The organism is Agromyces archimandritae, from assembly GCF_018024495.1.
GTDB lineage: Bacteria > Actinomycetota > Actinomycetes > Actinomycetales > Microbacteriaceae > Agromyces > Agromyces archimandritae.
On sequence record NZ_CP071696.1, the window covers coordinates 1,798,395 to 1,822,983 of the forward strand.

At 72.5% G+C, this 24,589-nt stretch carries 20 protein-coding genes and 1 tRNA gene; 9 read left to right on the forward strand and 12 right to left on the reverse strand.

All coding sequences use genetic code 11. The features are described from left to right. Positions 1-149 precede the first annotated feature (149 nt). The gene (locus G127AT_RS08165; RefSeq protein ID WP_210895860.1) at positions 150-1,970 is read right to left on the reverse strand and encodes an AMP-dependent synthetase/ligase; all 1,821 of its coding nucleotides are present in this window, start codon (positions 1,968-1,970) and stop codon (positions 150-152) included. Positions 1,971-2,363: 393 nt separating this feature from the next. On the opposite strand from G127AT_RS08165, the gene G127AT_RS08170 reads away from it, so the two are divergent. Continuing rightward, positions 2,364-3,305: an alpha/beta hydrolase fold domain-containing protein gene (locus G127AT_RS08170; RefSeq protein WP_210895862.1), complete on the forward strand. Its 942-nt coding sequence runs from the start codon at positions 2,364-2,366 to the stop codon at positions 3,303-3,305. A gap of 107 nt (positions 3,306-3,412) precedes the next feature. Here G127AT_RS08170 and G127AT_RS08175 read toward each other — a convergent pair whose 3' ends face one another. Then, positions 3,413-6,223 carry a heavy metal translocating P-type ATPase gene (locus G127AT_RS08175; RefSeq protein WP_210895865.1) on the reverse strand — a complete coding sequence of 937 codons (2,811 nt, stop codon included), beginning with the start codon at positions 6,221-6,223 and terminating at the stop codon, positions 3,413-3,415. Beyond that, positions 6,220-6,456, reverse strand: coding sequence for a heavy-metal-associated domain-containing protein (locus G127AT_RS08180; protein ID WP_210895867.1), 237 nt, complete (start codon positions 6,454-6,456; stop codon positions 6,220-6,222). The genes G127AT_RS08175 and G127AT_RS08180 overlap by 4 nt, the downstream gene beginning before the upstream one ends. Before the next feature lie 240 nt (positions 6,457-6,696). Here G127AT_RS08180 and G127AT_RS08185 point away from each other — a divergent pair, with 240 nt between their 5' ends. Beyond that, positions 6,697-7,770: an FAD-dependent oxidoreductase gene (locus G127AT_RS08185; protein WP_210895869.1), complete on the forward strand. Its 1,074-nt coding sequence runs from the start codon at positions 6,697-6,699 to the stop codon at positions 7,768-7,770. 220 nt (positions 7,771-7,990) lie between these two features. After that, positions 7,991-8,959, forward strand: a complete 969-nt coding sequence (locus G127AT_RS08190; protein WP_210895871.1) for a GNAT family N-acetyltransferase — start codon at positions 7,991-7,993, stop codon at positions 8,957-8,959. A gap of 258 nt (positions 8,960-9,217) precedes the next feature. Here G127AT_RS08190 and G127AT_RS08195 read toward each other — a convergent pair whose 3' ends face one another. From G127AT_RS08195 to G127AT_RS08205, 3 genes are all read right to left on the reverse strand, one after another. Continuing rightward, positions 9,218-11,404 (reverse strand): ABC transporter ATP-binding protein, encoded by a 2,187-nt coding sequence (locus tag G127AT_RS08195; RefSeq protein WP_210895873.1) that lies wholly within the window; start codon positions 11,402-11,404, stop codon positions 9,218-9,220. Then, positions 11,401-13,149, reverse strand: a complete 1,749-nt coding sequence (locus G127AT_RS08200; protein ID WP_210895874.1) for an ABC transporter ATP-binding protein — start codon at positions 13,147-13,149, stop codon at positions 11,401-11,403. Before G127AT_RS08200 ends, G127AT_RS08195 begins: the two co-directional genes overlap by 4 nt. Positions 13,150-13,573: 424 nt before the next feature. Further along, complete coding sequence (locus tag G127AT_RS08205) at positions 13,574-14,278, reverse strand: MarR family winged helix-turn-helix transcriptional regulator (protein WP_210895876.1); 705 nt, start codon at positions 14,276-14,278, stop codon at positions 13,574-13,576. A 150-nt stretch (positions 14,279-14,428) separates the two neighbouring features. On the opposite strand from G127AT_RS08205, the gene G127AT_RS16085 reads away from it, so the two are divergent. Further along, entirely contained in the window at positions 14,429-15,049 is a 621-nt protein-coding gene (locus G127AT_RS16085; protein WP_244857486.1) for a MarR family winged helix-turn-helix transcriptional regulator, read from the forward strand. An 87-nt stretch (positions 15,050-15,136) separates the two neighbouring features. On the opposite strand, the gene G127AT_RS08215 is transcribed toward G127AT_RS16085, so the two are convergent. After that, the gene (locus G127AT_RS08215) at positions 15,137-15,775 is read right to left on the reverse strand and encodes a TetR/AcrR family transcriptional regulator (protein ID WP_210895878.1); all 639 of its coding nucleotides are present in this window, start codon (positions 15,773-15,775) and stop codon (positions 15,137-15,139) included. A gap of 280 nt (positions 15,776-16,055) precedes the next feature. Between G127AT_RS08215 and G127AT_RS08220 the strand changes: the two genes are divergently transcribed. Together G127AT_RS08220 and G127AT_RS08225 are read left to right on the forward strand one after the other, a co-directional pair. Beyond that, positions 16,056-16,955 carry an alpha/beta hydrolase gene (locus G127AT_RS08220; protein WP_210895880.1) on the forward strand — a complete coding sequence of 300 codons (900 nt, stop codon included), beginning with the start codon at positions 16,056-16,058 and terminating at the stop codon, positions 16,953-16,955. 118 nt (positions 16,956-17,073) lie between these two features. Further along, complete coding sequence (locus G127AT_RS08225; protein WP_210895882.1) at positions 17,074-18,024, forward strand: zinc-binding dehydrogenase; 951 nt, start codon at positions 17,074-17,076, stop codon at positions 18,022-18,024. A 285-nt stretch (positions 18,025-18,309) separates the two neighbouring features. Here G127AT_RS08225 and G127AT_RS08230 read toward each other — a convergent pair whose 3' ends face one another. From G127AT_RS08230 to dcd, 3 genes are all read right to left on the reverse strand, one after another. After that, positions 18,310-19,233 carry a hypothetical protein gene (locus G127AT_RS08230; RefSeq protein WP_210895884.1) on the reverse strand — a complete coding sequence of 308 codons (924 nt, stop codon included), beginning with the start codon at positions 19,231-19,233 and terminating at the stop codon, positions 18,310-18,312. A 35-nt stretch (positions 19,234-19,268) separates the two neighbouring features. Beyond that, entirely contained in the window at positions 19,269-19,871 is a 603-nt protein-coding gene (locus tag G127AT_RS08235; protein ID WP_210895886.1) for a hypothetical protein, read from the reverse strand. Between the two features lie 234 nt (positions 19,872-20,105). Then, entirely contained in the window at positions 20,106-20,711 is a 606-nt protein-coding gene (gene dcd / locus G127AT_RS08240; protein ID WP_210895888.1) for a dCTP deaminase, read from the reverse strand. A 199-nt stretch (positions 20,712-20,910) separates the two neighbouring features. On the opposite strand from dcd, the gene G127AT_RS08245 reads away from it, so the two are divergent. Beyond that, positions 20,911-20,981: transfer RNA gene (locus tag G127AT_RS08245), tRNA-Gly, on the forward strand. A gap of 238 nt (positions 20,982-21,219) precedes the next feature. On the opposite strand, the gene G127AT_RS08250 is transcribed toward G127AT_RS08245, so the two are convergent. After that, positions 21,220-21,966 (reverse strand): GNAT family N-acetyltransferase, encoded by a 747-nt coding sequence (locus tag G127AT_RS08250; protein ID WP_210895889.1) that lies wholly within the window; start codon positions 21,964-21,966, stop codon positions 21,220-21,222. Between the two features lie 178 nt (positions 21,967-22,144). Further along, positions 22,145-23,317 carry a globin domain-containing protein gene (locus G127AT_RS08255; RefSeq protein ID WP_210895891.1) on the reverse strand — a complete coding sequence of 391 codons (1,173 nt, stop codon included), beginning with the start codon at positions 23,315-23,317 and terminating at the stop codon, positions 22,145-22,147. 146 nt (positions 23,318-23,463) lie between these two features. On the opposite strand from G127AT_RS08255, the gene G127AT_RS08260 reads away from it, so the two are divergent. Further along, positions 23,464-24,189: a helix-turn-helix domain-containing protein gene (locus G127AT_RS08260; RefSeq protein ID WP_210895893.1), complete on the forward strand. Its 726-nt coding sequence runs from the start codon at positions 23,464-23,466 to the stop codon at positions 24,187-24,189. Positions 24,190-24,341: 152 nt separating this feature from the next. After that, a complete protein-coding gene (locus tag G127AT_RS08265; protein ID WP_210895894.1) occupies positions 24,342-24,578 on the forward strand; it encodes a hypothetical protein in 237 nt (78 codons plus the stop codon). The last annotated feature ends 11 nt before the right edge of the window (positions 24,579-24,589 follow it).

Below are 24,589 nucleotides of genomic sequence, written 5' to 3' on the forward strand. Positions count from 1 at the left end.
TCGATACGGCGCTGCGCGCCTCCTCGACCGGCGCGGGTGCGGGGGCGCGCAAGCGCGGGGGTGTGGATGCTGCGGGGCGCGCCAGGGCATCCACACCCCGGATCGGGCAGGGGCGCAGAATGCCGAGCGCGACACCCCGCAGCGCGCCCCTACGCGGACTGCCGGTTCGCCGCCGCCCGCTCGTAGAGGGCGTCGATCTCGACCGAGAAGTCCTGCACGATGACGTGGCGCTTGATCGACAGCTTCGGGGTCAGGTGCCCGCTGGCCTCGGTGAACTCGGTGTCGAGGATGGTGAACTCGCGCACCGACTCCGCCCGCGACACGAGCGTGTTCGCCTCGGCGATCGCCTCGCCGACGACCCGCCGCACCGTCTCGTGCACGGCCGCCTCGGCGACCGTCATCTTCGCGTCGAGCCCGTTGTTGCCGAGCCACATCGGCAGCATCTCGCTGTCGAGGGTGATGAGGGCGGCGACGAAGGGGCGCTTGTCGCCGACGACCACGACCTGGCCGATGAGCGGATGCGCCCGGATCGGGTCTTCGAGAGCGGCGGGGGCGACGTTCTTGCCGCCGGCGGTGACGAGGATCTCCTTCACCCGGCCGACGATCGTGAGGTAGCCGTCCTCATCGAGGGTGCCGAGGTCGCCCGTCTTGAACCAGCCGTCCTCGGTGAATGCGGCTGCGGTCGCCTCGGGGTTGTTCCAGTACTCCTTGAAGACGTCGATGCCCTTCACGAGCACCTCGCCGTTCTCGGCGATCTTCAGCGAAACCCCCGGAAGCGCCGGCCCCACCGTGCCGATCTTGTACTTCGTCGGCACGTTCACCGTCGCCGGCGCGGTCGTCTCGGTCAGGCCGTACCCTTCGAGGATCGTCACCCCGAGCGAGCGGTAGAAGTGGCCGAGGAAGTCGCCGAGCGGCGCCGATCCGCTGATCGCCCACACCGCGTTGCCGCCGAGCAGGGCGCGCAGCTTCGCGTAGACGAGCTTGTCGAACACCGCGAACTGCAGCTTCAGGCCGAGCGGCACCTTGCCGGCATCCAGCGCCTTCGAATGGGCGACCGCGACCTCGGCGGCCTTGCGGAAGATCTTGCCCTTGCCCTCGGCGACCGTCTTCTGCTCGGCCGAGTTGAACACCTTCTCGAACACGCGCGGCACCGCAAGCAGGAACGTCGGCTTGAAGGAGCCGAGCGCAGGCAGCAGCTGCGTCGTGTCCCACTGGTGGCCGACGCGCACGCCCGCATGCACCGACAGGACCGAGATGAAGCGTGCGAAGACGTGCGCCATCGTCACGAACAGCAGCGTGGATGCGCCGGGCGTGCTCACGAGTTCGGGCATGACGGTCGCCGCGTTGCGCGAGAGCTCCACGAAGTTCGAGTGGGTGAGCACGCAGCCCTTCGGCTTGCCCGTCGACCCCGACGTGTAGATGAGGGTCGCGAGGTCGTCGCCGACCGCGAGCCGGCGGCGGCGCTGGATCTCCTCGTCGGGCACGCCGGCGCCGGCGGCGACGAGCTCGTCGAGCCCGCCCTGGTCGATCACCCAGTGCTGTGCGACGAGCGGCAGGCGCTCGCGCACCGAGTCGAAGCGGGCGAACATGTCGTCGGTCTGGCCGAGGAAGGCGATCGCGCCCGAATCCTCGAGGTTCCAGCGGATCTGCTCGGGGGCGCTCGTCTCGTAGACGGGCACGAGCACGGCGCCCGCGTACCAGGCGGCGAAGTCGACGAGGGCCCATTCGTAGCTCGTGCGGCACATGAAGCCGATCCGCTGGCCCGGTTCGATACCGGAGGCCGCGAAGCCCTTCGCGAGCCCGATCACCTCGCGTTCGAACTCGGCGGCCGTGACATCCTCCCAGCCATCGCCGGAGGGGCGCGAGAAGATCACGCGATCAGGGGTTTCCGCGACGCGGAGGGCGAGCAGATCGCTCGCGTTCGCCTCCGGGTCGAGCGGGACGGCGAGCGGGGTTTCGGTCTGCAGCACGGGGTAGCTCCTTCGGTACCTGCGGGGACGGCCGGTCGGGGAATCATAGCCGCGAATGGATGCCGAGCGCACTCGTTGACCGACGGTCAATGCCGGATCGTTGCAAACGGGGCGTGTTGGGGCGGGGTCTCGATACGGCGCTGCGCGCCTACTCGACCGGCGGGGCGGGGTGGGGCTGGGGCTCGATACGGCGCTGCGCGCCTCCTCGGCCGGCGAGGGCGGACATCCGGCGGTCGAGTAGCCCCGAGGGACGAGGGGCGTATCGAGACCCCGAGAGGTTTCGATACGGCGCTGCGCGCCTCCTCGACCGGCGAGGGGCGGCGGGCGGGGTGCGGGCCCGGGGCGGGGCGCCGCGGCATCCACTCGGCCCGCACGCCTGGCAGGATGGGCCGCATGCCCAGCCTGCCCGCGTTCCTGCTGCCGCCCGTGATCCGCCTGACCGGGCGGCGTCGTCGCAGCCGGAGCACGGAGGCGACGCGCGCCCGCATGGAAGCGATGCACCGCACGCCCGCCCCGTTCGAACCGCCCGCGGGCATCGCACGCGACGTCGACGTCTCCCGGGAGGACGCGGAGGGGATGCCCGTGTTCCGGCTACGGCCGCGCGGCGGCGGCACCCGCGGCGCTGTCGCGGGGGAGCGGCGCGATCCGGCATCCGCACCCGTCGTCGTCTACCTGCACGGCGGGTCGTTCACGAACGAGATCGTGCCCACCCAGTGGCGCTACGCCGCCGGACTCGCCGCCCGCACCGGCGCCGAGATCGTCGTGCCCATCTACCCGCTCGCCCAGGACGGGGGACGTGCCGGCGAGGTCGTCGGGCGGATCGCGGCGCTCGCGGCATCCATTCACGGGGTGGATGCCGCCCGCCCGCTCGTCCTGCTCGGCGACTCCGCAGGCGGCACCCTCGCGCTCGCCGCCGCCCGCGTGCTCCGCGACGCCGGCGGGCCGGCCGCCCCCGTCGTGCTCATCTCGCCCGCGCTCGACCTCGCATTCGACGACCCCGAGGCGCTGCGCCTCGCGCCGCGCGACCCGTGGCTCGCCCTGCCCGGGTTGCACGCGACCGCCGAACGCTGGCGCGGCGCCCTGCCGCTCGGCGACCCGCGCGTGAGCCCGATCCACGCGCCGCTCACCGGCCTCGGGCCGATCCTCATCGCCAGCGGAACCCGCGACCTGCTGAACGCCGACGCCCACAGGCTCGCCGCCGCCGCACGCGAGGCCGGCCACCCGCTCGAACTCGTCGAGGCGCCCGGCGGCGTGCACGTGTTCCCGTTCTTCCCGACCGCGGACGGGCGCGCGGCGCGCGAACGCATCGACGCCTTCGTGCGCGCGACGCGGTAGGGCGCGGGCCTGCGCCGCCCCGCGCGGACGGGTGCGGATGCCGCCCGCGCGGTCTACCCCGCCCGCGCGGCCTACCCCGCCCGCGCGGTCTACCCCGCCCGCGCGGTCTACCCCGCCCGGAAGCGGCGCAGCCGCAGGCTGTTCGTCACGACGAACACGCTCGAGAACGCCATCGCCGCACCCGCGACGAGCGGGTTCAGCAGGCCGAGCATCGCCAGCGGGATCGCCGCGACGTTGTACGCGAACGCCCAGAACAGGTTGCCCTTGATCGTGCCGAGCGTGCGGCGGGCCAGGCGGATGCCGTCCGCCGCCGTCCGCAGGTCGCCGCTGACGATCGTGAGGTCGCCGGCCTCGATCGCCGCATCGGTTCCGCCGCCCATCGCGATGCCGAGATCCGCCGCCGCAAGGGCGGCCGAGTCGTTCACGCCGTCGCCGACCATCGCGACGACGCGGCCCCGGGCCTGCAGCTCGCGGACCGCCTCGAGCTTGCCGGCCGGAGTGACGCCGGCGTGCACGTCGTCGATGCCGACTTCCGCGGCGATGCGCGCGGCCGCGCCGGCGTTGTCGCCCGTGAGCAGCACCGGGTGCAGGCCGAGCGCACGGAACCGGCGGATCGCCTCCGCACTCGTCGGCTTCGCGGCGTCGGCGACGACGATCGCGCCGCGCACCGCGCCGTCCCAGGCGACGGCGATCGCGGTGCCGCCGCCCGCCTCGGCGCGCGCGATGCGCTCCGCGAGGTCGGCGGGTGCGGATGCTCCGGCGCGCTCGGGTGTGGATGCCCCGCCGCGCTCGGGTGTGGATGCCCCGCCGCGCTCGGCGGGTGCGGATGCTCCGGCGCGCTCGGGTGTGGATGCCCCGCCGCGCTCGGCGAGTGCGGGTGCGGATGCCCCGGCGCGCTCGGCGCCCTCGGCCCGCTCGGCGCCCCCGGCTCGCTCGGCGCCCCCGGCCCGCTCGGCAGCGGCCGCACCCTCATCGTTCCGGGGGTCGAATCCCGCCACTTCGAGCGTGTTCTCCGCGGGAACGTGGCGGGAAATGGCCCCCGGAAGCCCGGTGGCGCGTTCGGCGACCCACGCGGGCCGGCCGGCGATCACCGTGCGTCCGTCGATGGCCGCTTCGACGCCGGCGCCGGCGTGGGCAGTGAACGCGGTCGGGGCGGGGTGCGCGGTCGAGGTGGTGGCGGTGAAGGCGGTCGGGGTGGCGGGGCGCGCGGCCGCGGTGGATGCCGCGGGGCGCTGCTCGCCGCCGGAACCCGCGTGCGGAGAATCCGCAGCGTTCCGGGGGTCATATCCCGCCATCGGAGCGGTGGTTTTCGCAGAATCGTGGCGGGATATGACCCCCGCGGGAGAAATGGGGTGCGCCATACGGGCGGTGCCCGGCCGGGACGCGTGTGCGGCGGCATCCGCGCCCGGACGGGACGCGTGCGCGGCGGCATCCGCACCCGCTGCGACGATCGCGCGGGCGATCGGGTGCTCCGAGCCGTCCTCGGCGGCGGCGGCCACGCGGAGCAGCTGCGCGGCATCCACCCCCGGCACGGCCACGACCTCGGCGACCGACATGACACCCGTCGTCACCGTGCCCGTCTTGTCGAGCACGATCGTGTCGACCGTGCGCGTCTGCTCCAGCACCTGCGGGCCGCGGATGACGATGCCGAGCTGCGAACCGCGCCCGGTGCCGACGAGCAGCGCCGTCGGCGTCGCGAGCCCCAGGGCGCACGGGCAGGCGATGATGAGCGTCGCGACCGCCGCCGTGAACGCCTGTTCGAGGCTGCCGCCGGCGAGCATCCACCCGGTGAACGCCGCGACCGCCAGCACGATCACGACCGGCACGAACACCGCCGACACGCGATCGGCGAGGCGCTGCACGCGGGCCTTGCCGGTCTGCGCCTCCTCGACCAGGCGGCCCAGGCGGGCGAGTTCGGTGTCGGCCCCGACGCGCGTGATCTCGACCACGAGGCGGCCGCCGGCGTTCACCGTCGCGCCCGCGACGCGGTCGCCGACGCCGGTTTCGACGGGGACGGATTCGCCCGTGAGCATGCTGCGATCCACCGCCGAGGCGCCCTCGACGACGAGCCCGTCGGACGGGATCTTCTCGCCCGGCCGCACCACGACCCGGTCGCCGGGCACGAGCGAGGCGACCGGCACGCGCGTCTCGACGCCGCCGCGGAACAGCGCCGCATCCTTCGCGCCGAGCTCGAGCAGGGCCCGCAGCGCGGCGGACGACTCGCGACGGGCGCGCGCCTCCGCGTACCGGCCGGCGAGGATGAACACCGTGACCGCCGCCGCGACCTCCAGATAGATCTCCGGCGTGCCGCCGGCCGGGTCGGCGAACCACGTGAACTCCATGCGCATGCCGGGCATGCCGGCGCCGCCGAACAGCAGGGCGTACACCGACCAGGCGAATGCGGCGAGCACGCCGAGGCTGATCAGCGTGTCCATCGTCGCGGCGCCGTGCCGTGCGTTGATCGCCGCCGCCCGGTGGAACGGCCACGCCCCCCACACCGCGACCGGGGCGGCGAGCGTCAGCGAGACCCACTGCCAATTATCGAACTGCAGCACCGGGATCATCGACATCGCCGCAACCGGAACCGTCAGCACGAGCGACACCAGCAGCCGCGTGCGCAGGGCGCGCGTGCCGTCGGGCGCCTTCGCGTCCGTGCCCGGCTCGGCCGACGCATCGGGTGCGGGCTGCGGGGGCGGCGGAACGCTCGCGCCGTACCCGGCCGCTTCGACGGTGCGGATCAGCTCGGCCGCGTCGATGCCCGCCGGAGCGAGCACGCGGGCCTTCTCGGTCGCATAGTTCACGGTCGCCTCGACGCCGTCGAGCTTGCCCAGCTTGCGCTCGATGCGCATCGCGCACGAGGCGCACGTCATGCCGGTGATGTCGAGTTCGACGGTGGATGCGGCGCCCGCTGAACTCATGCGCGCCCCGCGAAGCGGTACCCGGCCGTCTCGACGGCCTGCCGCACGTCGTCATCGGAAGGCGCAGCGTCGGCGGACACCGTGACGCGGGATGCGCCGTCCGCGACGAGGTCGACCGAGACCGCGGAGACGCCGGCGAGTTCGCCGAGCTCCTCGCTCACGCTCGCGACGCAGTGCGAGCACGTCATCCCTTCGACGAGGTAGTCGGCGGTGGCGGTCGTGGGCTGGCTCATGCGGGACTCCTTCGCTCGAGCCGTCGGGGTCGACGGCGGCGGGGATCAGTATACCCCTAGGGGGTATAGGTGCAAGGGGGTTCGGGTTCGGAGGTGTGTGCGGCGTGCTCGGAGTGCCGATCTCCCGCCGGAGTGCCGGGAAGTCGGACCTCCCGCGGGAGATCGGCACTCCTACGCGGGAGATCGACACCACCGCCGCCGATACGATGGCCCGGCCACCGCCCGCACCGAAGGAGCCCCATGCCACGCCGTGTCACCGTCATCGGATCCGGCGTCATCGGCCTGTCGATCGCCCACGAACTCGCCGCGGCCGGCCACACCGTCACCGTGCGCGGCGACGCCGCCGACCGGGTGTCGCTGCTGGCGGCGGCCGTGTGGTTCCCGTTCGAGGCGTTCCCCGCCGACCGCGTCGAAGCCTGGTCGATCGCCGCCCTCCGCCGCTTCACCGAGCTCGCCGCCGAACCCGGCACCGGCGTGCGTATCGCTCCCGGCCGCATCCTCGTGCGCGACCCCGACACGTTCGACGACGCGTGGCGGGCGTGGGTCCCCGGCATCCGCCCGATGGACGCCGCCGAGCTGCCCGCGGGAGTCGCCGCCGGTCTCCGCGTCGAGCTGCCGGTCATCGAGATGCCCGTCTACCTCGCCTGGCTCGAGGGGCGGTGCCGGCGGCTCGGCGTCCGCATCGAGCCGGGCCTCGTCCCGGGGGTGGATGCCGCGCTCGCCGACGCCGATGTCGCCGTGATCGCGGCCGGCCTCGCCTCGGGCGGACTGCTCGGCGGCGACCCGGAACTCGCGCCGATCCGCGGCCAGGTGGTGCGCCTCGCGAACCCCGGCATCGACGAATGGACGCTCGACGAACAGCACGCCGACGGCCTCGCCTACGTCATCCCGCGCAGCGGCGACGTCGTCTGCGGCGGAACGGCGACCGCCTCCGGGGACACCGCCGTCGACCCGGCGACGGAGACCGCGATCCTCGAACGGGCACGCGGCCTCGTGCCGGCCCTCGCCGACGCCCCGATCGTCTCGCGCGCGGTGGGACTGCGCCCCGGCCGCACGGAGGTGCGCCTCGAGGTCGTGCGCCGGGCGGGCTCTTCGGGTGCGTCGGGCACGGTCTCCACCGGGGCGGGGGCTGCTGCTTCGGGTGTGGATGCCGCGTGGGGCTCTGATCCTGCGGGTGCGGCGCAGGGTATCTCGGGTGTGGATGCCCCGGGCGCCGTCATCGCCTGTTACGGCCACGGCGGCGCCGGCGTGACCACCTCGTGGGGCTGCGCCGAGGAGGTCGCCGCGCTCACGGCATCCATCGCGCCCGTCTGAGCCGCCGTTCGTCGCGGGCCGCCCCCACCCCGGCGCAACCGGGTCTCGATACGGCCGCGAGCGGCCTACTCGACCGGCGAGCACCCCCGGCGCCGGCTGTCGAGGTCGTCGTTGCCGCGCCCGCGAGGTGACGCAATCGGTGCCTCGTGCTCTGGGCGAGCGACCGTTTGCGCCACTTCGCCGCGCGGTGCGGCCGCCGCGGGGATGGGAAGGTAGGGGCATGCATCCCGAACCCGAGTTCCGTGCGCTGCCGCCCGAGCGATTCGACGGGTGGAAGGCTGAGACGGTCGCCCACCTCGCGGCCCTCCGCCGCGATTCTGGGCTCCGCACGCCAGAGGTTGCCGTGCAGCAGGCGGAGGGCATCGTCGCGAACCGCCTCGGCGACGGGCCGGCGAGCGAACACCAGCATGTGTTCGCCGTCACGGTCGGCGGCCGCGAGATCGGCACGGCCTGGCTCGAGGTCGCCGGGGAACAGGCGCTGCTCGTCGACTACCGGATGTCGGGTGCGGATGCCGCCGATGCCGCAGGGAACGAAGCCCTGCCGCGCATCGCCGTCGGCATCGAACGCATCGCCCGCGAGCTCGGGGCGACGCGGCTGAGCGTCGACGTGTTCGTGCAGGACGCTGCAGCTGCCGCGCTGACCCGGAGCCCGCGCTACGAGGCGTCGTCGATCCAGATGGTGCGGGATCCGCTGCCGGACCGGGAAGCGCCCGCCGGCGCCCTGCGCCTCGGCCCGATGACGCCGGCCGAGTTCGAGGCGTACGTCGAACCGTCGGTCGCGGAGTTCGCCGACGACCTGGTGGCGACCGGGCGGATGACCCGGGCCGAGGCGGATGCCGAGTCGCACCGCCAGTTCGACGAGGCACTCCCCGACGGCATCCGGACCCCCGGCCATGCGCTGTACACGGCGCGCGCAGACGGCGAGGACGTCGGCATTCTCTGGCTCGGGTTCGAGGATCGCGGGCACGGGCGACACGCCTTCGTGTTCGACGTCGCCGTTCACGAGGGGCACCGGCGCCGCGGGCACGGCCGCGCGATCATGCTCGCCGCCGAGTCGGAGGCGCGCCGCCACGGCGCCGCCTCGATCGGGCTGCACGTCTTCGGCGTCAACCACGGGGCGATCGCCCTCTACGAGGGCCTCGGCTACCGCGCCCTCGAGGTGCTCCGCGTCGCGCGCCTCGACGCGTAGGCTCCGCCCGGAGGTCTCGATACGGCCGCGAGCGGCCTACTCGACCGGCGACCCTCCGCCGGTCGAGGAGTGAGCGCAGCGAGCGTCTCGAGACCCGCACCCCGGGGCGCACCGGGTCTCGATACGGCCGCGGAGCGGCCTACTCGACCGGCGACCCTCCGCCGGTCGAGGAGCGAGCGTCTCGAGACCCGCATCCTGGGCGCGACCGGAGCGGCGACGACCGGGTGCGGATGCCCCAGGGCATCCGCACCCGGAAGCTCAGCCCTGCTTCGGGGCGTCCTCGCCGTCGCTGTCGGCCTCGGCGGCCGCGTCCGCAGCGGATGCGCCCATGAGGTTCGCGCCGACCGCGCCCTGGGATTCGCCGACCGCGGCGCCCGCTTCGGCGAGTTCGGCGGTGCGATCCGGCTCGGCCTCGGCCGCGGCGTCCGCCGGCGCGCCCGAGAGCGCCTCGAGCTCGGCGTCGAGATCGGTCGCCGCCTGCTCGAACTGCGAGTTGTAGAGCCGCCAGTAGGCGCCCTTCTTCGCGATGAGCTCGTCGTGCGTGCCCTGCTCGACGATGTCGCCGTGCTCCATGACGAGGATGAGGTCGGCATCCCGGATCGTCGACAGGCGGTGCGCGATGACGAACGAGGTGCGGCCCTGGCGCAGGGCGTTCATCGCGTGCTGCAGGAGCAGCTCGGTGCGGGTGTCGACCGAGGAGGTCGCCTCGTCGAGGATCAGCACCGAGGGCCGGGCGACGAACGCGCGGGCGATCGTGATGAGCTGCTTCTCGCCGGCGGACACGTTCGACGCATCCTCGTCGAGCTCCGTGTCGTAGCCGTCGGGCAGGGAGTGCACGAATCGGTCGACGTAGGTCGCACGTGCCGCTTCGAGGATCTCGTCCTCGGTGGCGTCCTCACGGCCGTAGCGGATGTTGTCGCGGATCGTGCCCGCGAACAGCCACGGATCCTGCAGCACCATGCCCGTCTTCGCGCGCACGTCGCGCCGGGTGAGGTCGGCGATATCCTGCCCGTTCAGCAGGATGCGGCCGGAGTCGAGTTCGTAGAACCGCATGATGAGGTTCACGAGGGTCGTCTTGCCGGCACCCGTCGGGCCCACGATCGCGACCGTCTGACCCGGTTCGACGCGGAACGAGAGGTCGTTGATGAGCGGCCGCTCGGGCGTGTACGCGAACGAGACGTTCTCGAACTCGATCGTGCCGTTTCCGGCGGCCGGCTCGGGGGCGTCTTCGGGGTCGGCCGACTCCTCGTCCTGGTCGAGCAGTTCGAAGACGCGCTCGGCCGAGGCCGTGCCGGACTGCACGACCGCGGCCATGCCGCCGAGTTCCGAGAGGGGCTGGGTGAACTGCTGCGAGTACTGGATGAACGCCTGCACGTCGCCGAGGCGCAGCTGACCGGTGACGACCATGAGGCCGCCGAGCACGGCGATGCCGACATAGGTCAGATTGCCGATGAACATCATGCCCGGCATGATCATGCCCGACAGGAACTGCGCCTTGAAGGAGGCCTCGAAGAGTTCTTGGTTCTCCTTCTTGAACGCCTCGCGGCTCGACTCCTCGCGGCCGAAGACCTTCACGAGCGCGTGGCCCGAGAACGACTCCTCGACGCGGGCGTTCAGCCGGCCGACCTTGCGCCACTGGATGCCGAAGGCCTTCTGCGACTTCGGGCCGATGACGCCGAAGATGACGCCCATGAGCGGCAGCGAGACGAGCGAGACGAGCGCGAGCTGCCACGAGATCGAGAACATCATGATGAGCACGCCGATGACGGTGAGCACCGAGGTGACGACCGTCGACAGCGACTGCTGCATGGTCTGTGTGATGTTGTCGATGTCGTTCGTGACGCGCGAGATCAGTTCGCCGCGCTGCACCTTGTCGAAGTAGGAGAGCGGCAGCCGGTTGATCTTGCGTTCGACCGATTCGCGCAGGGTCCACATGGTGCGGACCATGATCACGTTGATGACGTACCCCTGCAGCCAGGTCAGGATCGAGCCGAGCATGTAGAGCGCGAGCACGATGATGAGCACCCGGCTGAGCGCCACGAAGTCGACGCCCTGCCCGGGCACGAGGCTGTCCATCGCCGAGACCATGTCGGCGACCTGGTCCTGGCCGCCGGCGCGGAGGCCCTCGACGACCTGCTCCTTCGTGGCCCCCGGGGGCATCTGCTTCGAGACGACGCCCTCGAAGATGAGGTTCGTCGCCTCGCCGAGCACCTTCGGGGCGGCCACGGTCAGCACGACGCCGATCGCGCCGAGCAGCGACACGAACGCGAACGCGAAGGCGTGCGGTTTCAGCAGCCCGATGAGGCGGGCGAAGCTCTTGCCGAAGTTCGCCGGCTTGCCGGGCGGCATCCCGCCGCCGTCCACGTCGCCGGAGCCGAGACGCGCCTTCTCGGCGAGCTCGAGCTCTTCCTGTTCTTCCGCCGTGAGCGGAGTCTGGTTCGTCATGCCTGGGCCTCCACTCCCTGCTGACCGGCGCCGAGCTGGCTCTCGACGATCTCCCGGTATGTGGCGGATGTCTCCAGCAGCTGCTCGTGGGTGCCGATGCCGTCCATGCGGCCGTCGTCGAGGACGATGATGCGGTCGGCGTCGGTGACGGTCGAGATGCGCTGGGCGACGACGATCTTCGTCACCTCGGGCAGCTCGCGCCACAGCGCCTGCCTGAGGTTCGCGTCGGTGCGCAGGTCGAGCGCCGAGAACGAGTCGTCGAAGACGAGGATCTCGGGCCGGTGCACGAGGGCGCGGGCGATCGCGAGGCGCTGCCGCTGCCCGCCCGACACGTTCGTGCCGCCCTGGGCGATGCGGGCGTCCAGCTTGCCGTCCATCTCCTCGACGAAGTCGCGGCCCTGTGCGATCTCGAGCGCGTGCCACAGCTCTTCGTCGGTGGCGTCCTCCCGCCCGAAGCGGAGGTTCGACGCGACCGTGCCGGTGAACAGGAACGGTCGCTGCGGAACGAGTCCGATCGTGGACCACAGCGTCTGCAGATCCGCTTCGCGGACATCCACCCCGTTGACGAAGACCTCGCCGCCGGTGGCGTCGAACAGGCGCGGGATGAGCGAGACGAGGGTCGTCTTGCCGGACCCGGTCGAGCCGACGATCGCGACGGTCTCGCCGCGCGCCGCCTCGAACGCGATGCCCGAGAGCACCGGCTGCTCGGCGCCGGGGTACGAGAACTCGACGTCGCGGAACGAGACCGTGCCGTGCTCCGGGAACTCGGTGACCGGGTGCTCGGGGGCGACGAGCGTGCTCTCGGCATCCAGGACCTCGCCGATGCGCTCGCCCGAGACCGCGGCGCGCGGGATCATGATCGTCATGAAGCTCGCCATGAGCACGCCCATGAGGATCTGACCGACGTACTGCATGAACGCGAACAGGGTTCCGATCTGCACGTTCCCGGCATCCACCTGGATGCCGCCGAACCAGATCACCCCGACGACCGTGACGTTCAGCACGAGCATCGCGAGCGGGAACAGCAGCACGAACAGCGAACCGACCCTGCGGCCGACGACCATGATGTCGGTGTTGGCGCCGCGGAACCGCTCCTCTTCGATGCCCTCACGGACGAAGGCGCGCACGACGCGCACCCCCGTCAGCTGCTCGCGCATGATGCGGTTGACGTTGTCGAGCTTCTGCTGGAAGCTGCGGAACAGCGGCACCATGCGGCTGATCACCAGGCCCGCGATCAGCAGGATCGCCGGCACCGAGACGGCGATCAGCCAGCTCAGCCCGACGTCCTGCAGCAACGCCATGACGACGCCGCCGATCGCGAGGGCCGGCGCCATGACGAGCATCGTCGCGCCCATCACGGTGAGCATCTGCACCTGCTGCACGTCGTTCGTGTTGCGGGTGATGAGGGAGCCGGAACCGAAGCGCGTGACCTCGCGCTCGGAGAACGACGCGACGCGTTCGAACACGTCGTTGCGGATGTCGCGGCCGAGCGACATCGCGGTGCGGGCGGCGAAGTACGTCGCCGTGATCGAGCAGGCGATCTGCCCGAGCGAGATCGCGAGCATGAGGGAGCCGCGGGCCCAGATATAGCCGACATCGCCCTGGGAGACGCCCTTGTCGATGATGTCGGCGTTCAGGGTCGGCAGGTAGAGGCTGGCGAACGCGGAAGCGAGCTGGAACACCAGCACCCCGACGAGCAGCCAGACGTACGGTTTCAGATAGCGGACGAGCAGTTTTCCGAGCATGAGGTCCTTCGGTGGACGGGGTCGAGGCGCCCTCGGAGCTGTCGCGGGCCGGCGGCATCGTGGAGGGAGCGTGCAGTGGTCGCGGATCCGGGACGGCGCGTGAGCGCGAGGCCGGATGCGGGGTGTCGCGCCCCCGAAGCGACATGCAGAGAAGTTGAGCCTCGCACGGGGCCGGGGGGCAGTCAAGCCGCGAGAGCAGGCTGTCGGCCGAGTTCTCGCAGGGCGAACGGATGCCGGTGCGCGGGCCGCGTCGGCGGGGTGCGGATGCCGGTGCGCAGTGTGCTCGGCCGGGGTGTGGATGCCGTGGCGCGTTGCGCCCGGGTGGTGCGTGAATGCCGGTGCGCGCACGCGTTCCGGGGGTCGTTTCCTGCCATCCGGATGCGGATGGGGCGCCCGATGCGGCGGGATTCGACCCCCGGAACGGTCAGGCGCGCCGGTCGGCGCCGTGCGGGTGCTCGTGGTGCGGGTGCCCGTGGTGGTGCGGGTGCTCGCAGCCGGCGTAGGGCTCGCGGCCCTGGAACGCCCGGCCCTGGTGGCCGTGCCCGCAGGCGCCGGGGGCCGGGCCGAACCAGGGCTCCGGCCCGAAGCCGGGCACGGGGGCGTAGCCGCCCCGGAAGCGGCGGCCGCGGCGGCCGCGCCCGTGGTGCCCGCGGCGCGGGCGGTCGGGGCGCGACCCGGCATCCGCACCCCCGAGCTCGTCGGCGATGGATGCGAGGGTGCGCAGCGTGGTGCGGAAGTCCTCGTCGGAGACGGTGCCGGCGATGCGTGCGCGGAGCCCGCTCACCTGCCCCGTCAGTTCGTCGAGGGCGGTGCGGCCGTCGTCGGTGAGGCGGCGCTCGCCGGGGCGGCCGGCGACCCAGCCGCGCGCGACGAGGCGTTCGACGCGGTCGGGGCGCCGCTCGAGGCGGTCGGCGGCCTCGGGGTCGTCGACGAGGCCGGCGATGAGGTTCAGGCGCCGCCAGTCGCCGCGGGTGAGGCCGCGGCCGGCGAAGAGCTCGTCGAATTCGCGGCGGATGAGCCGGTCGACGCGCTTCAGCAGGGCGCCGAGGGGGCGTCGGGGTGCGGATGCCGTCTCGCCCTGCTCCTCGGGGGTGTTCGGGGTGTTTGGAGTGTCGTTCTGGGAAGTCATGGGGTGGTCCTTTCGAGTGGCCCGTGGGCTCGTGCCCGGATCGGGCGGTGCGGCGGAACCGGACCGGTCGCGCCGATGCATGTCGAATGACATGTATATGTAGTGTGACATGCGCCCGATTAGATGTCAACATACATGTAAAATCGGATCATGCCCGCCGAAGATCCGCTCGCCGACATCGAGACCTCGATCGCCCGCCTGCGTCACCCCGGCCCCTTCGGGCGGCCCGGGCCGTGGGGCGGTGCGGACGGCCGGCGCGGCGGCCCCTGGGGCGATCCGCGCGCGGGGCGCCGCCCGCGCGCCGAGGGCGAGCAGCCCGGCCAGCACTCGGGTCAACCCTTCGGGCAGCCCTCCGGCGGCGGCCCGCACGGGCGCGGCCCGCATGAGGGCGGACCCGGCATCCACCGCGGCATGCGCGGCCCGCGCGGGCGCGACATGCTCGGCGCCGCCCATCGCATGCTCGTCGCCCTGGCCCGGTCGGATGCTCCGATGTCGGTCGGCGAGATCGCCGCGGCGATCGGCGTCGACCAGCCGCGCGCGAGCCGCCTCGTGCAGGGCGCGGTCGAGATCGGGCACGTGCGCCGCGAGGCCGACCCCGACGACGCCCGCCGCACCTCGATCGTCCTGACGGATGCGGGGCGCGCGCATCTGGAAGAGGCGCGCAGCATGCGCCGCGGATCCATCGAGACGGCCCTCGCCGGCTTCTCGGACGAGGAGCGCACCCAGTTCGCCGCGCTCCTCCGCCGCTTCGTCGACGCCTGGCCCGCCTGAGGCGCGGCCCGCCCCGGGGGGCCGCGGGGGCTGCCGCGCCGTCGTGCGGCCCGGCAGCCGACGGAGCGCGCGCCGGCGCGCGGCGGGTCAGCGGGTGAAGCGCGCCAGGGCATCCACCGGCGCACCGGCGGCGCGAAGCCGGGCGGCCTGGGCGCGGCGGGCGCGGGCATAGGGTTCCTCGGAATCGGTGAGCACACCGTGCGTGTTCGCGTGCTCGTAGAGGGCGGCGAGTTCGAAGGCGAGCTGGGCGGCGTCGGTGTCGGCGGCGAGTTCGCCGAGCTCGATGGCGTATCCGATGGATGCCGTGAGGTATCCGGCGAACTCCGCGTCGGCCGCGATCACGGCATCCCGAACCGGCCCGGGCTTCGCGTCGACGTCGGCCATGGCGGCGGCGAAGAAGCATCCGCCCGGGAAGACGCGGCCCTGCGAGTACGCGAGCTGGGCGTCGAGCAGCGCGAGCACGCGGTGGATGCCGCGGGGCTCTCGCCTGGCGGGGGTGATCACCGTGTCGATGAAGCGTTCGCGCGCGGCGGCGACCGTGGCGAGCTGGAGCTGCTCTTTGCTGCCGAAGAGGGTGGCGACGCCGCTCTTGCTGACGCGGGCGGCGGTCGCGAGGCGGCCGATGGAGAGGCCGTCGAGGCCGGCGATGGATGCGAGGTCGGCGGCGTGCTCGAGCACGTTGCGGCGGGATGCGTCGCCGCGCCGTCGCCGCCCATCGTCCGTCATGGGGTCGATTTTACGCACGATCGTTCGTATACTCAACGCACGACCGTTCGTACACATTGCGTCGCTCCGGCGCCGCCGACCACGAGGAGCACCGATGCCCGACCGCAGAACCGCACCCCCGGAGCTCGCCGAGCGCCCGCCCACTGAGCGCCTGTCCACCGCGCCCGATCCCCACCCCGCACTCGTTCCTGCGGGAACCTCCACTGCTTCCGGGGGTCGAATCCCGCCACATTCGGTGCCGGAACCGCATTCCGGTGGCAGGATTCGACCCCCGGAACGGTTGGGCGGCGCTGAAGGGCGCCCCCGGGCATCCGCACCCGAACCACCCGCCGCACCCCCGCGGACCGCAGGCGCGCTCGGCATCGCGGTCACCGCGATCCGCGCCGCCGAACGCGTCTCCCCGGGCCTCGCGGCCGAGCTCGCGCTGCCGCTCATGCGTTCCACCGCGCCGCGCCTGCCCGTCGCGCGCGATGAGCGCGGCGTGCACGAGCAGGCGCGCCGATCCGTGCTCCGCGTGCGCGGGCGTGAACTCGCCGCCTACGAATGGGGCGGCGGCCGCGACACGGTGCTGCTCATGCACGGCTGGCGGGGGCGCGCCGCCCAGTTCGCCCCGCTCATCCGCGAACTGCGCGGCAGCGGCTTCAGGCTCGTCTCCTTCGACGCGCCCGGGCACGGCGCTTCGCCCGGCCGCACGACCGACATGCGCGACTACCTCGCCGCGGTGGATGCCGTGAGCGCACGCCACGGAAGCCTCCACGCGATCGTCGCGCATTCGCTCGGGGCGCTCGCCGCGGCCGTCGCCGTGCACGAGGGCGCCGCGACCACCGGCCGGCTCGTGACGATCGCCGGACTCTCGGCCGCGCGCTCGGTCACGCACTCATTCACCGGTGCGATCGGGCTCGGCGCCGAGACCGCGGAGGGCATCTCGCGCCGGTACGCCAGACGGGTGCTGCGCGATATCGATGCACCCTACGAACGGTTCGACGCGACGACAGCGGCGCTGCCCGTGCCGACCCTCATCGTGCACGACCGGCGCGACCGGCAGGTGCCCGTCGGCGAGAGCCTCCGCCTGCACGAGGCGAACCCCGGCAGCAGGCTGCTGCTGACCGAGGGTGCCGGGCATGCACGCATCCTCGGCGACGACGCGGTGCTCGACGCGGTCGCGGCGTTCGTCGGGTAGCGGCGCGCCGCGGCATCCGCACCCCTCGCCCCGGCGCGCCGCGGCATCCGCACCCCTGGCGCCGACCGGCGGCCCGTGGGACGATCGAGACGAACGATCCTCTGGGGAAGGAACGCACATGCACGCCTGGCAGTTCACGAACACGCACGAGCCGCTCGTCATGAACGACGTGCCTGAGCCGACCGCGGCGCCGGGCGGCGTCGTCATCGAGGTGAAGGCCGCGGGCCTGTGCCATTCCGACGTCGGCCTGCTCGAGGACGAGGGCTGGCTCGCGCTGCTCGCGAAGCGCCCGATCACGATCGGGCACGAGGTCGCCGGCGTCGTCGCCGAGGTCGGCGAGGGCGTCACGGACTGGAAGGTCGGCGACCGCGTCGGCGTCTGCCCGACGACCGACGCGGGGGCGCCCGGGTACGCGTTCGACGGCGGATTCGCGCCGAAGATGGCGGTCGACCGGATCGCGCTCGTGCGCATTCCCGAGAACGTGTCGTTCGCCTACGGCGCGGCCGGCACCGACGCCGGCATGACCTCGCACCACGCGGTCATCGCGACCGGCGGCGTGAAGGCCGGCACGAAGCTCGGCGTCATCGGTTTCGGAGGGCTCGGGCAGATCGGCGCACGGGTCGCCGTGCTCGCCGGCGCCGAAGTGTACGTCGCCGAGGTCAACGAATCCGTGTGGGACAACGTGCGCGCCGCCGGCGTGAAAGGGGTCGCGAAGAGCATCCGCGACTTCGCCGACGTCGGCCTCGACGTCATCGTCGACTTCGCCGGATTCGGCGTGACGACCGCCGACGCGATCGAGACCGTCCGCCCCGGCGGCCGCGTCGTGCAGGTCGGCATGGGCCGCCTCGAGGCGACGATCAACACCCGCGACCTCATCACGAAGGCCGTCACCCTCGCCGGCTCGGTCGGCGGCACGAAGGACGACGTGCAGGGCGTCTACGACTACTTCGCCACCGGCGAGCTGAACCCGGCCATCACCGAGATCTCCTTCGACGAGATCCCCGACGGCATCCAGCGCCTCGCCGACGGCAAGGTCGTCGGCCGCCTCGTGGCGACCTCGGGGTTCTGAGCGCGCGCGCCCGCGTCGTGCGCGGCACGATTGGCGCGGTCCGCGAGTGGATGCCGCGGGTCGGCCGATCCGCATAACGCGCTTCCGGGGGTCGATTCCCGCCACATCGCCGGCGAAATCCGCTTCGCGGTGGCAGGATCCGACCCCCGGAACGGGTGCGCGGTGTGCGGATAGGCGCGATGCCAGTCGGCGGCTGCGCGGCTGCGCGGCTGCGCGCGAGGGAAGCGGTGCGCCGGGGCATCCACCGGTGGATGCCGTCGCCCGCCCGCCCCGCGCGACACACCGTCAGAAGCGGTACCCGATGAGCGCATCCTCCGTCTGCACCACGCGCCAGCGAGGTGCGTCGTCGTCGGCATCGTCGTTCCAATGGTCCATCGGGTCGTCGTCGCCGGGGCCGTCCTCGAGCGTCCGCCACTCCTCGTCCTCGGGTGCCCAGGTGGTGCCGGCCGTCCGCACCGCCGCCATCGAAAGGGGCGAGTCGTCGGGTCCGTCCGCGCCGCAGGACTGCGCCGCGATGCCCGAACGCACGAAGGACACCTGATGACGAAGCGGGTTCGAGCCCTCGGGCGCCGAGAAGCCGATGTCGACTTGGCAGGCCGCATGCTCGCCCTCTTCGAGGCCGCGGGTCTCACCCGTTTCCTCATCGACGAGTAGGGCACGACCCCCGTCGCCGATCAGGTAGTACCCGTCGATGCCGGCGAACGACGCCGCATCGACCGTGTCGTCGCTGAAGTCGTCGATCGCGAGATCCCACTCGCCCTCACCGGTGCGCGGGTCGATGTGCGTGAGTTCGACCGCACCCATCACCGAACGGAACCTGGTGTTCGTGCCGAGGGTGCTGCCCTCGATCTTCTCCCAGGAGATGTCGCCCGTGCAGATCGACGACCACTTGCAGAGCGAGACCCCGTCCTTCCGCCAGAGTTCGTCGCCCGAGTCCGCATCGATGGCGACGAGGCGGCTGCTCTCGAGCCGGACCGCGTCCTGACCGAGCGCAAGCGACCCTCGCCACACGAGCAGCGTTCGCTCGTCGTCGGAGACATGCATCTGCTCGTTGCCGATGCCGTAGGTGGGGGAGCGGTCATCTCCGAAGAGCCCTGCCGCATCGACCGTCCATACCGGGTCGTCGGCGACGTCCGCCGCATCGGTGTCGATGTCGTGATCCTCGACGCTGATCAGCTTCTCGGTGCCGTCGTCATCCACCGCGTACACGCCCCCGCCGAGGTTCCTCGACGAGGCGTACCCGTTCAGACCCCGCTCGTCGACGGTGCGAACTCGGCGGTCTGGCTGTCGAGCCGCATCGTCACGGGTTCGGCCTCCGGATCCGTTCGGCCTTCGAAGCAGATCCCGGAGACCGTCTCGCAGCTGCGAGGGTCGGTGACCCAGATCGGATCGCTGATGGCGATCTGCGACCCCGTACCGGGTTCGATCATCCGAAACCGGTGCCCGTAGTCCTCATTCACCTTCACGGACGGCGGGGTGATGACGACGACGCGCGCTTCACGGTCGTCGGCGGTGACGATGCGGGGGTACAGGACCGTGCCCGCGCCGACGTCCGCCGTGCTCGCCGGCCAGCTCCAGGCCTCTTCGCCGGTCTCGACGTCCACCCCGATCAGCAGCAGCTCGCCGGCATCGTCGGTCGCGTACGCCATCGCGACCCCGTCGACGATCGGGGTCGACGAACCCACCGGTGTCACGGGTGTGCGCCACTGCTCTTCCGCGACGGTGCGCAGCTCGTCATCGCTACGTTCTGCGGCGCTCTTCTCCTCCGCATCGGCGCACCCGCTGAGCGCGGCACCGAGGGCGAGGACGGCGAGAGCCGCCGGCAGGATTCGTCGTGTTCGGGTCATGGGCGTCGAGCGTAGCCAGACCCGGCGAACGGCATCCGCGGTTGTCCACAGGCCCGGCAAACCATGCTTCCGGGGGTCGAATCCCGCCACTTCGGCCGCGGGTTCCGCTTCGCGATGGCGGGATCCGACCCCGGGAAGGTTCAGCGGCGAGCGCTGGAGCCGGCACGGCCGGGCCGGGTGCGCCGGGGCATCCACCGATGGATGCCGCCGCGCGCCCGCCCCGCGCGAGGCGCGCTACTCGCCCGAGGCCCCCGCGTCGGTGACGCTCACGTCGACGCGGTGGAAGTTCAGGTGCGAGCGCGACGCCGTCGGCCCGCGCTGGCCCTGGTAGCGGGAGGAGTATCCGGCCGAACCGTAGGGCTGCTCGGCCGGCGACGACAGGCGGAAGAAGCACATCTGCCCGATCTTCATGCCCGGCCACAGTTTGATCGGCAGCGTCGCCACGTTCGAGAGCTCGAGAGTGACGTGCCCGGTGAAGCCGGGATCGATGAATCCCGCGGTCGAATGCGTGAGCAGGCCGAGGCGGCCGAGCGAGCTTTTGCCCTCGAGGCGCGCGGCGACGTCGTCGGGCAGCGTCACGGACTCGTAGGTCGATGCGAGCACGAACTCGCCCGGGTGCAGGATGAACGCCTCGTCGGGCTTCACCTCGATGAGATGGGTGAGCTCGGGCTGATCCTCGGCCGGGTCGATGAACGGATACTTGTGGTTGTCGAACAGCCGGAAATACCGGTCGATGCGCACGTCGACGCTGCTCGGCTGCAGCATGGACGGATCGTGCGGCTCCAGGCGGATGCGCTGCTGATCGAGTTCGGCCTTGATGTCGCGATCCGAGAGAAGCACGGGGCAAGACTAACGCCTCGCGGCCGTCCCTTCCCCGAGTGGATGCCGGTGCGCGCCGCGCCGGGGCGCGCTTTGACGCGAGGCGGTCGGGCGCTCGTGCCCGCCGCGTTCCGAAAACAGGCCGCGCCGGCGCACGCCGATGCGGCGCACGGCCGCACGCCTTGCTACGATGGGCTGGCGCATCCCCCGGATGCCGCACGCCGATGTAGTTCAATGGTAGAACTTCTGCTTCCCAAGCAGACAGCGCGGGTTCGATTCCCGTCATCGGCTCGGTGTGATGTCTCAGGACATTGCGAACGGCTGAACCCGCGGTTGTCGCGGGTTCGGCCGTTTTTCGTTGCGGGTTGGTAGGCCTGTTCGGGGCCTATAGGCAGGAAATAGTGGATGGTTCGGGCGTGTAGCCGAGCCCGGAATGTAGTCGCTGGTTGTTCCATCACCAGACCCATTCGAGGGTCGCGAGTTACACCCGCCCCTAACCTCGGGTTTTCACGGGGTAGGGGCCTGATCGCTACGTCCTGGACGTGAAAAGTGCCCCTCCCCGGTGCTTCCGATCACGGCCTTCGGGATCATCGTGGTCGCCTGGGTCGGCGCCGCGATCTGGCTCCTCGTCGTCGCGAACCGGCGACGTGCCGTCGCGGATCCGCTCATCGCCGGCTGACGCGGAGCAGCGGTCAGCGGCCGCCCCCGGCATCCACTCGTCGGCGAGGAGGGCGTAGGTGTAGCCGTCGATCCAGCCGAGCTCGGCGTGCCAGGAGTCGCGCACGCCGTGCTGTTCGCGGCGCATGCCGACCCGCTCCATGACGTGCCATGAGGCGGTGTTCTCGGCGAAGCATCCGGCGGTCACGCGGCGCACGCCGACCTCCTCGAACGCGACCTCGAGCAGGCCGCGCGCCAGCGCCGTCGCATACCCCCTGCCGGCGTGCGCGGGGTCGATCATGTAGCCGAGCTGCGCCTCGACCAGGCGCGTGTTCGCGGGGTCGCCGTGGGTCTGGCCGAGCCCGTCGTCGAGCTCGAGCGTGCCGAAGCCGACGACGTCGCCGCCCGCGACGGCGATCGCCGAATGGTCCTTCGGGTCGTCGACGGCGGTCAGCCAGCGCGCCCGGAACGCATCGGGGTCGACGACGGTGTTGATGAACCAGCGCGTCACCTCGGGGCGGTTGCGCCACACGAGCACCGCGTCGAGATCGGCCGCCGTCGCCGGGCGCAGTTCGAGGGGGCCGGATGCCCGGGGCCAGCGCACATCGGGAGTGGTCATCCGTCTTGTCTAGCACCGTGCGGGGGCGGCGGGGGCGCGCCGGGGCATCCACCCGGGCATGCAGACAGCCGGCTCCCCGAGGATGAAAGGGGCATTCGGGGAGCCGGCTGGGTTCTGGGGTCGGGCGCAGGGCCCGACGGCGGCGGGGAGGCCGGGCCGGCCGCCCCACCGGAGGGTGCTACGCCGCCTCGGCCTCGGAGGGTGCGGCGGCGGCAGGCTGCGCGAGCCACACGTCCGGCCCGAAGATCTCGTAGCGGATCCGCATCTCGGGCACGCCGGCCCGCACCGCGGCGTCCCGCTGCGACTTCATGAACCCGAGCGGCCCGCACAGCAGGATCTCGGCACCGGCAGGCAGGGTCTCGGCGGCGAGATCCACCCGGGCATCGCCCGTGTACCGCACGTCGAGGCGGGCGTTCGGCAGGCGATCCACCAGCTCGGCGATGCGCTCGGCGTACGCGAACTGGGCGGCGTCGCGGTCGGCGTGCAGCACGAGCACCTCGCGCTCCGAGCCGGCAGCGGCCAGCGCCTCGAGGAACGCCAGCGACGGCGTGCAGCCGATGCCCGCCGACACCAGCACGAGGGGCGCCTCCGACGAACCGAGCGTGACCGCTCCGTACGGGTTCGACAGCTCGACCACATCGCCGACGTTGACATCGCGGTGCAGCAGCGGGGTGACCTCGCCGTCCTCGTCGAGCTTGACGGCGATGCGGCGGGTCGCGCCCGGCTCGAGCAGGGTGAACGCCCGCGCCTGGCGGAGCCCGTCGGCGACGGGCAGGCGCACGCTCACGAACTGACCGGCGACGGCGTCGGTGACGGGGGTGTCGTCGGCCGGCTCAAGCGTGAACTCGACGATGGATGCCGTGCGCAGCGTCTTCGCGGCGACGCGCCACGGCATCCACATGCGGTCGTTGGCCTGTGCGCCGTAGAGGCTGCGCTCGCGGGCGATGAGCAGGTCGGCGAAGAGCCAGTACACCTCGGTCCAGGCATCGACGACCTCGGGGGTGGCGGCGTCGCCGAGGTTCTCGGCGATCGCGGCGAAGAGGTGTTCGTAGACGATCGCGTACTGCTCGGGCGTGACGGCGAGGGAGGTGTGCTTGTGCGCGATGCGCTCGAGCACGGCCGCCGGCGCGACCGAGGTCTCGAGCAGGGCGACGGCGAACGACACGATGCTGCCCGCGAGGGCCTTGGGCTGCTCGCCGCTGCGCTGGTTCGCGCGGCTGAACGTGCCGTCGAGCAGTTCGGGGTGCGCGGCGAACATGCGCGCGTAGAAGCGCGGCGTGATGTCGTCGATGCGCCCCGCGATGACGGGGGCGGTCGCGGCGACGACGGTGCGGGTCTGCTCGGTGAGCATGGCTGTTCCTCCTCGGTGGATGCCGGTGTGCCCGCGTCGGGGGGTGGATGCCGGGCGCATTCGCACGCTATCCGGGCGCCCGTGCGGGGTGCTCCGGCGACAGCCGTGAAAAATCGAGATGCTTCTACGAGGCGTAGAATCCAGCCATGACGATCGCGGAGATGCGGGGAGTGCTCGACTCCGAGCCGCGCCTGGCCATCCTCGAATCCCTGCAACGGCACGGCCCCCAGACCGCCGGCATGCTCGGCGAGGTGATCGGCGCGCACGAGAACACCGTGCGCGATCACATCCGCCGCCTCATGGACGCCGGGCTCGTCGTCGCCGAGCGCGAGCACCGCGGCACCCGCGGCCGCCCCCGCGTCCTCTTCGCCTGGGCCGACGGCGTCGACCGCCGCGCCCCCGGCGCCGACGCGCAGACCGCGCGGGCGCTCGCGATCGGGCGCGCGTACCGGGCGATGTACGGGAGCGGTGCCGGCGGCGCCGCCGGGGTGCCGGCGCCCGCGGGCGGGTCCGGCGGAGCGCCGGACGCGTGCCCGGCGAGCACCGGCACTCCGCAGGCCGCGACTCCGATCCGTGAGGAGACGGCCAACCTGCAAGACGCCGCCGCCCAGTTCGACGTGCTCATCGACCACCTCGACCGCTGCGGCTTCGAGCCGGGTGTGGATGCCGCAAGCCCCCTCGACGTGCGACTGCGCTGCCCCTTCGCAGACCTTTACGAAAGCGCCGGGCCGGTGCTCTGCCAGGTGCACCTCCGCCTCATCCGCAGCGTGCTCGCCCGCTCCGAGGGGCCGCTCGAGGTCGCCTCGCTCGAGCCCGCCCCCGTCGAGTGCCGCCTGAGCCTCGCGCGCACCGCTCCGGCGTCCGCCGCGTAGCGGGCAGCCTCGCTCTCCCGCAGGAGTGCCGATCTCCCGCCGGAGTGCCGACTTCCGGGTACTCCCACGGGAGATCGGCACTCCTGCGCGTCGCTGAACGGGAGATCGGCACTCCAAGGTCCCGGCGGAGGGGGCAAGGCAGGCCGGGGGCCGTGAGCGCGGGGGCGGTGAGCGCGGGGGTCACGGCGGCGCAGGCGTCCCAGGCGAAGGCGCACCGGGCGCGGAACGGGCAGCCGCCGCCGAGGCGGGCCAGGTCGGGCGGCGAGCCCCGCATCCACCCTCACGGCCTGCAGATGCGGTGGCTCCTGAACCCCGACGCCGTCGACATGCCCGCCATCGTCGGCCGCACGATGGACGAACTCCTGGAGCGGCTCGCCCCTGCCGAGTGAGCGCGGCCGCG

What these genes read in the sequence shown, in the direction of transcription:
- G127AT_RS08180 (WP_210895867.1), bottom strand. Translation starts at nt 6,456, where the DNA reads ATGAGCCAGCCCACGACCGCCACCGCCGACTACCTCGTCGAAGGGATG.
- G127AT_RS16085 (WP_244857486.1), top strand. Translation starts at nt 14,429, where the DNA reads ATGCCCGCCGAAGATCCGCTCGCCGACATCGAGACCTCGATCGCCCGC.
- G127AT_RS08175 (WP_210895865.1), bottom strand. Translation starts at nt 6,223, where the DNA reads ATGAGTTCAGCGGGCGCCGCATCCACCGTCGAACTCGACATCACCGGC.
- G127AT_RS08235 (WP_210895886.1), bottom strand. Translation starts at nt 19,871, where the DNA reads ATGACCCGAACACGACGAATCCTGCCGGCGGCTCTCGCCGTCCTCGCC.
- G127AT_RS08255 (WP_210895891.1), bottom strand. Translation starts at nt 23,317, where the DNA reads ATGCTCACCGAGCAGACCCGCACCGTCGTCGCCGCGACCGCCCCCGTC.
- G127AT_RS08185 (WP_210895869.1), top strand. Translation starts at nt 6,697, where the DNA reads ATGCCACGCCGTGTCACCGTCATCGGATCCGGCGTCATCGGCCTGTCG.
- G127AT_RS08170 (WP_210895862.1), top strand. Translation starts at nt 2,364, where the DNA reads ATGCCCAGCCTGCCCGCGTTCCTGCTGCCGCCCGTGATCCGCCTGACC.
- G127AT_RS08190 (WP_210895871.1), top strand. Translation starts at nt 7,991, where the DNA reads ATGCATCCCGAACCCGAGTTCCGTGCGCTGCCGCCCGAGCGATTCGAC.
- G127AT_RS08195 (WP_210895873.1), bottom strand. Translation starts at nt 11,404, where the DNA reads ATGACGAACCAGACTCCGCTCACGGCGGAAGAACAGGAAGAGCTCGAG.
- G127AT_RS08200 (WP_210895874.1), bottom strand. Translation starts at nt 13,149, where the DNA reads ATGCTCGGAAAACTGCTCGTCCGCTATCTGAAACCGTACGTCTGGCTG.
- G127AT_RS08215 (WP_210895878.1), bottom strand. Translation starts at nt 15,775, where the DNA reads ATGACGGACGATGGGCGGCGACGGCGCGGCGACGCATCCCGCCGCAAC.
- G127AT_RS08225 (WP_210895882.1), top strand. Translation starts at nt 17,074, where the DNA reads ATGCACGCCTGGCAGTTCACGAACACGCACGAGCCGCTCGTCATGAAC.
- G127AT_RS08205 (WP_210895876.1), bottom strand. Translation starts at nt 14,278, where the DNA reads ATGACTTCCCAGAACGACACTCCAAACACCCCGAACACCCCCGAGGAG.
- G127AT_RS08250 (WP_210895889.1), bottom strand. Translation starts at nt 21,966, where the DNA reads ATGACCACTCCCGATGTGCGCTGGCCCCGGGCATCCGGCCCCCTCGAA.
- G127AT_RS08260 (WP_210895893.1), top strand. Translation starts at nt 23,464, where the DNA reads ATGACGATCGCGGAGATGCGGGGAGTGCTCGACTCCGAGCCGCGCCTG.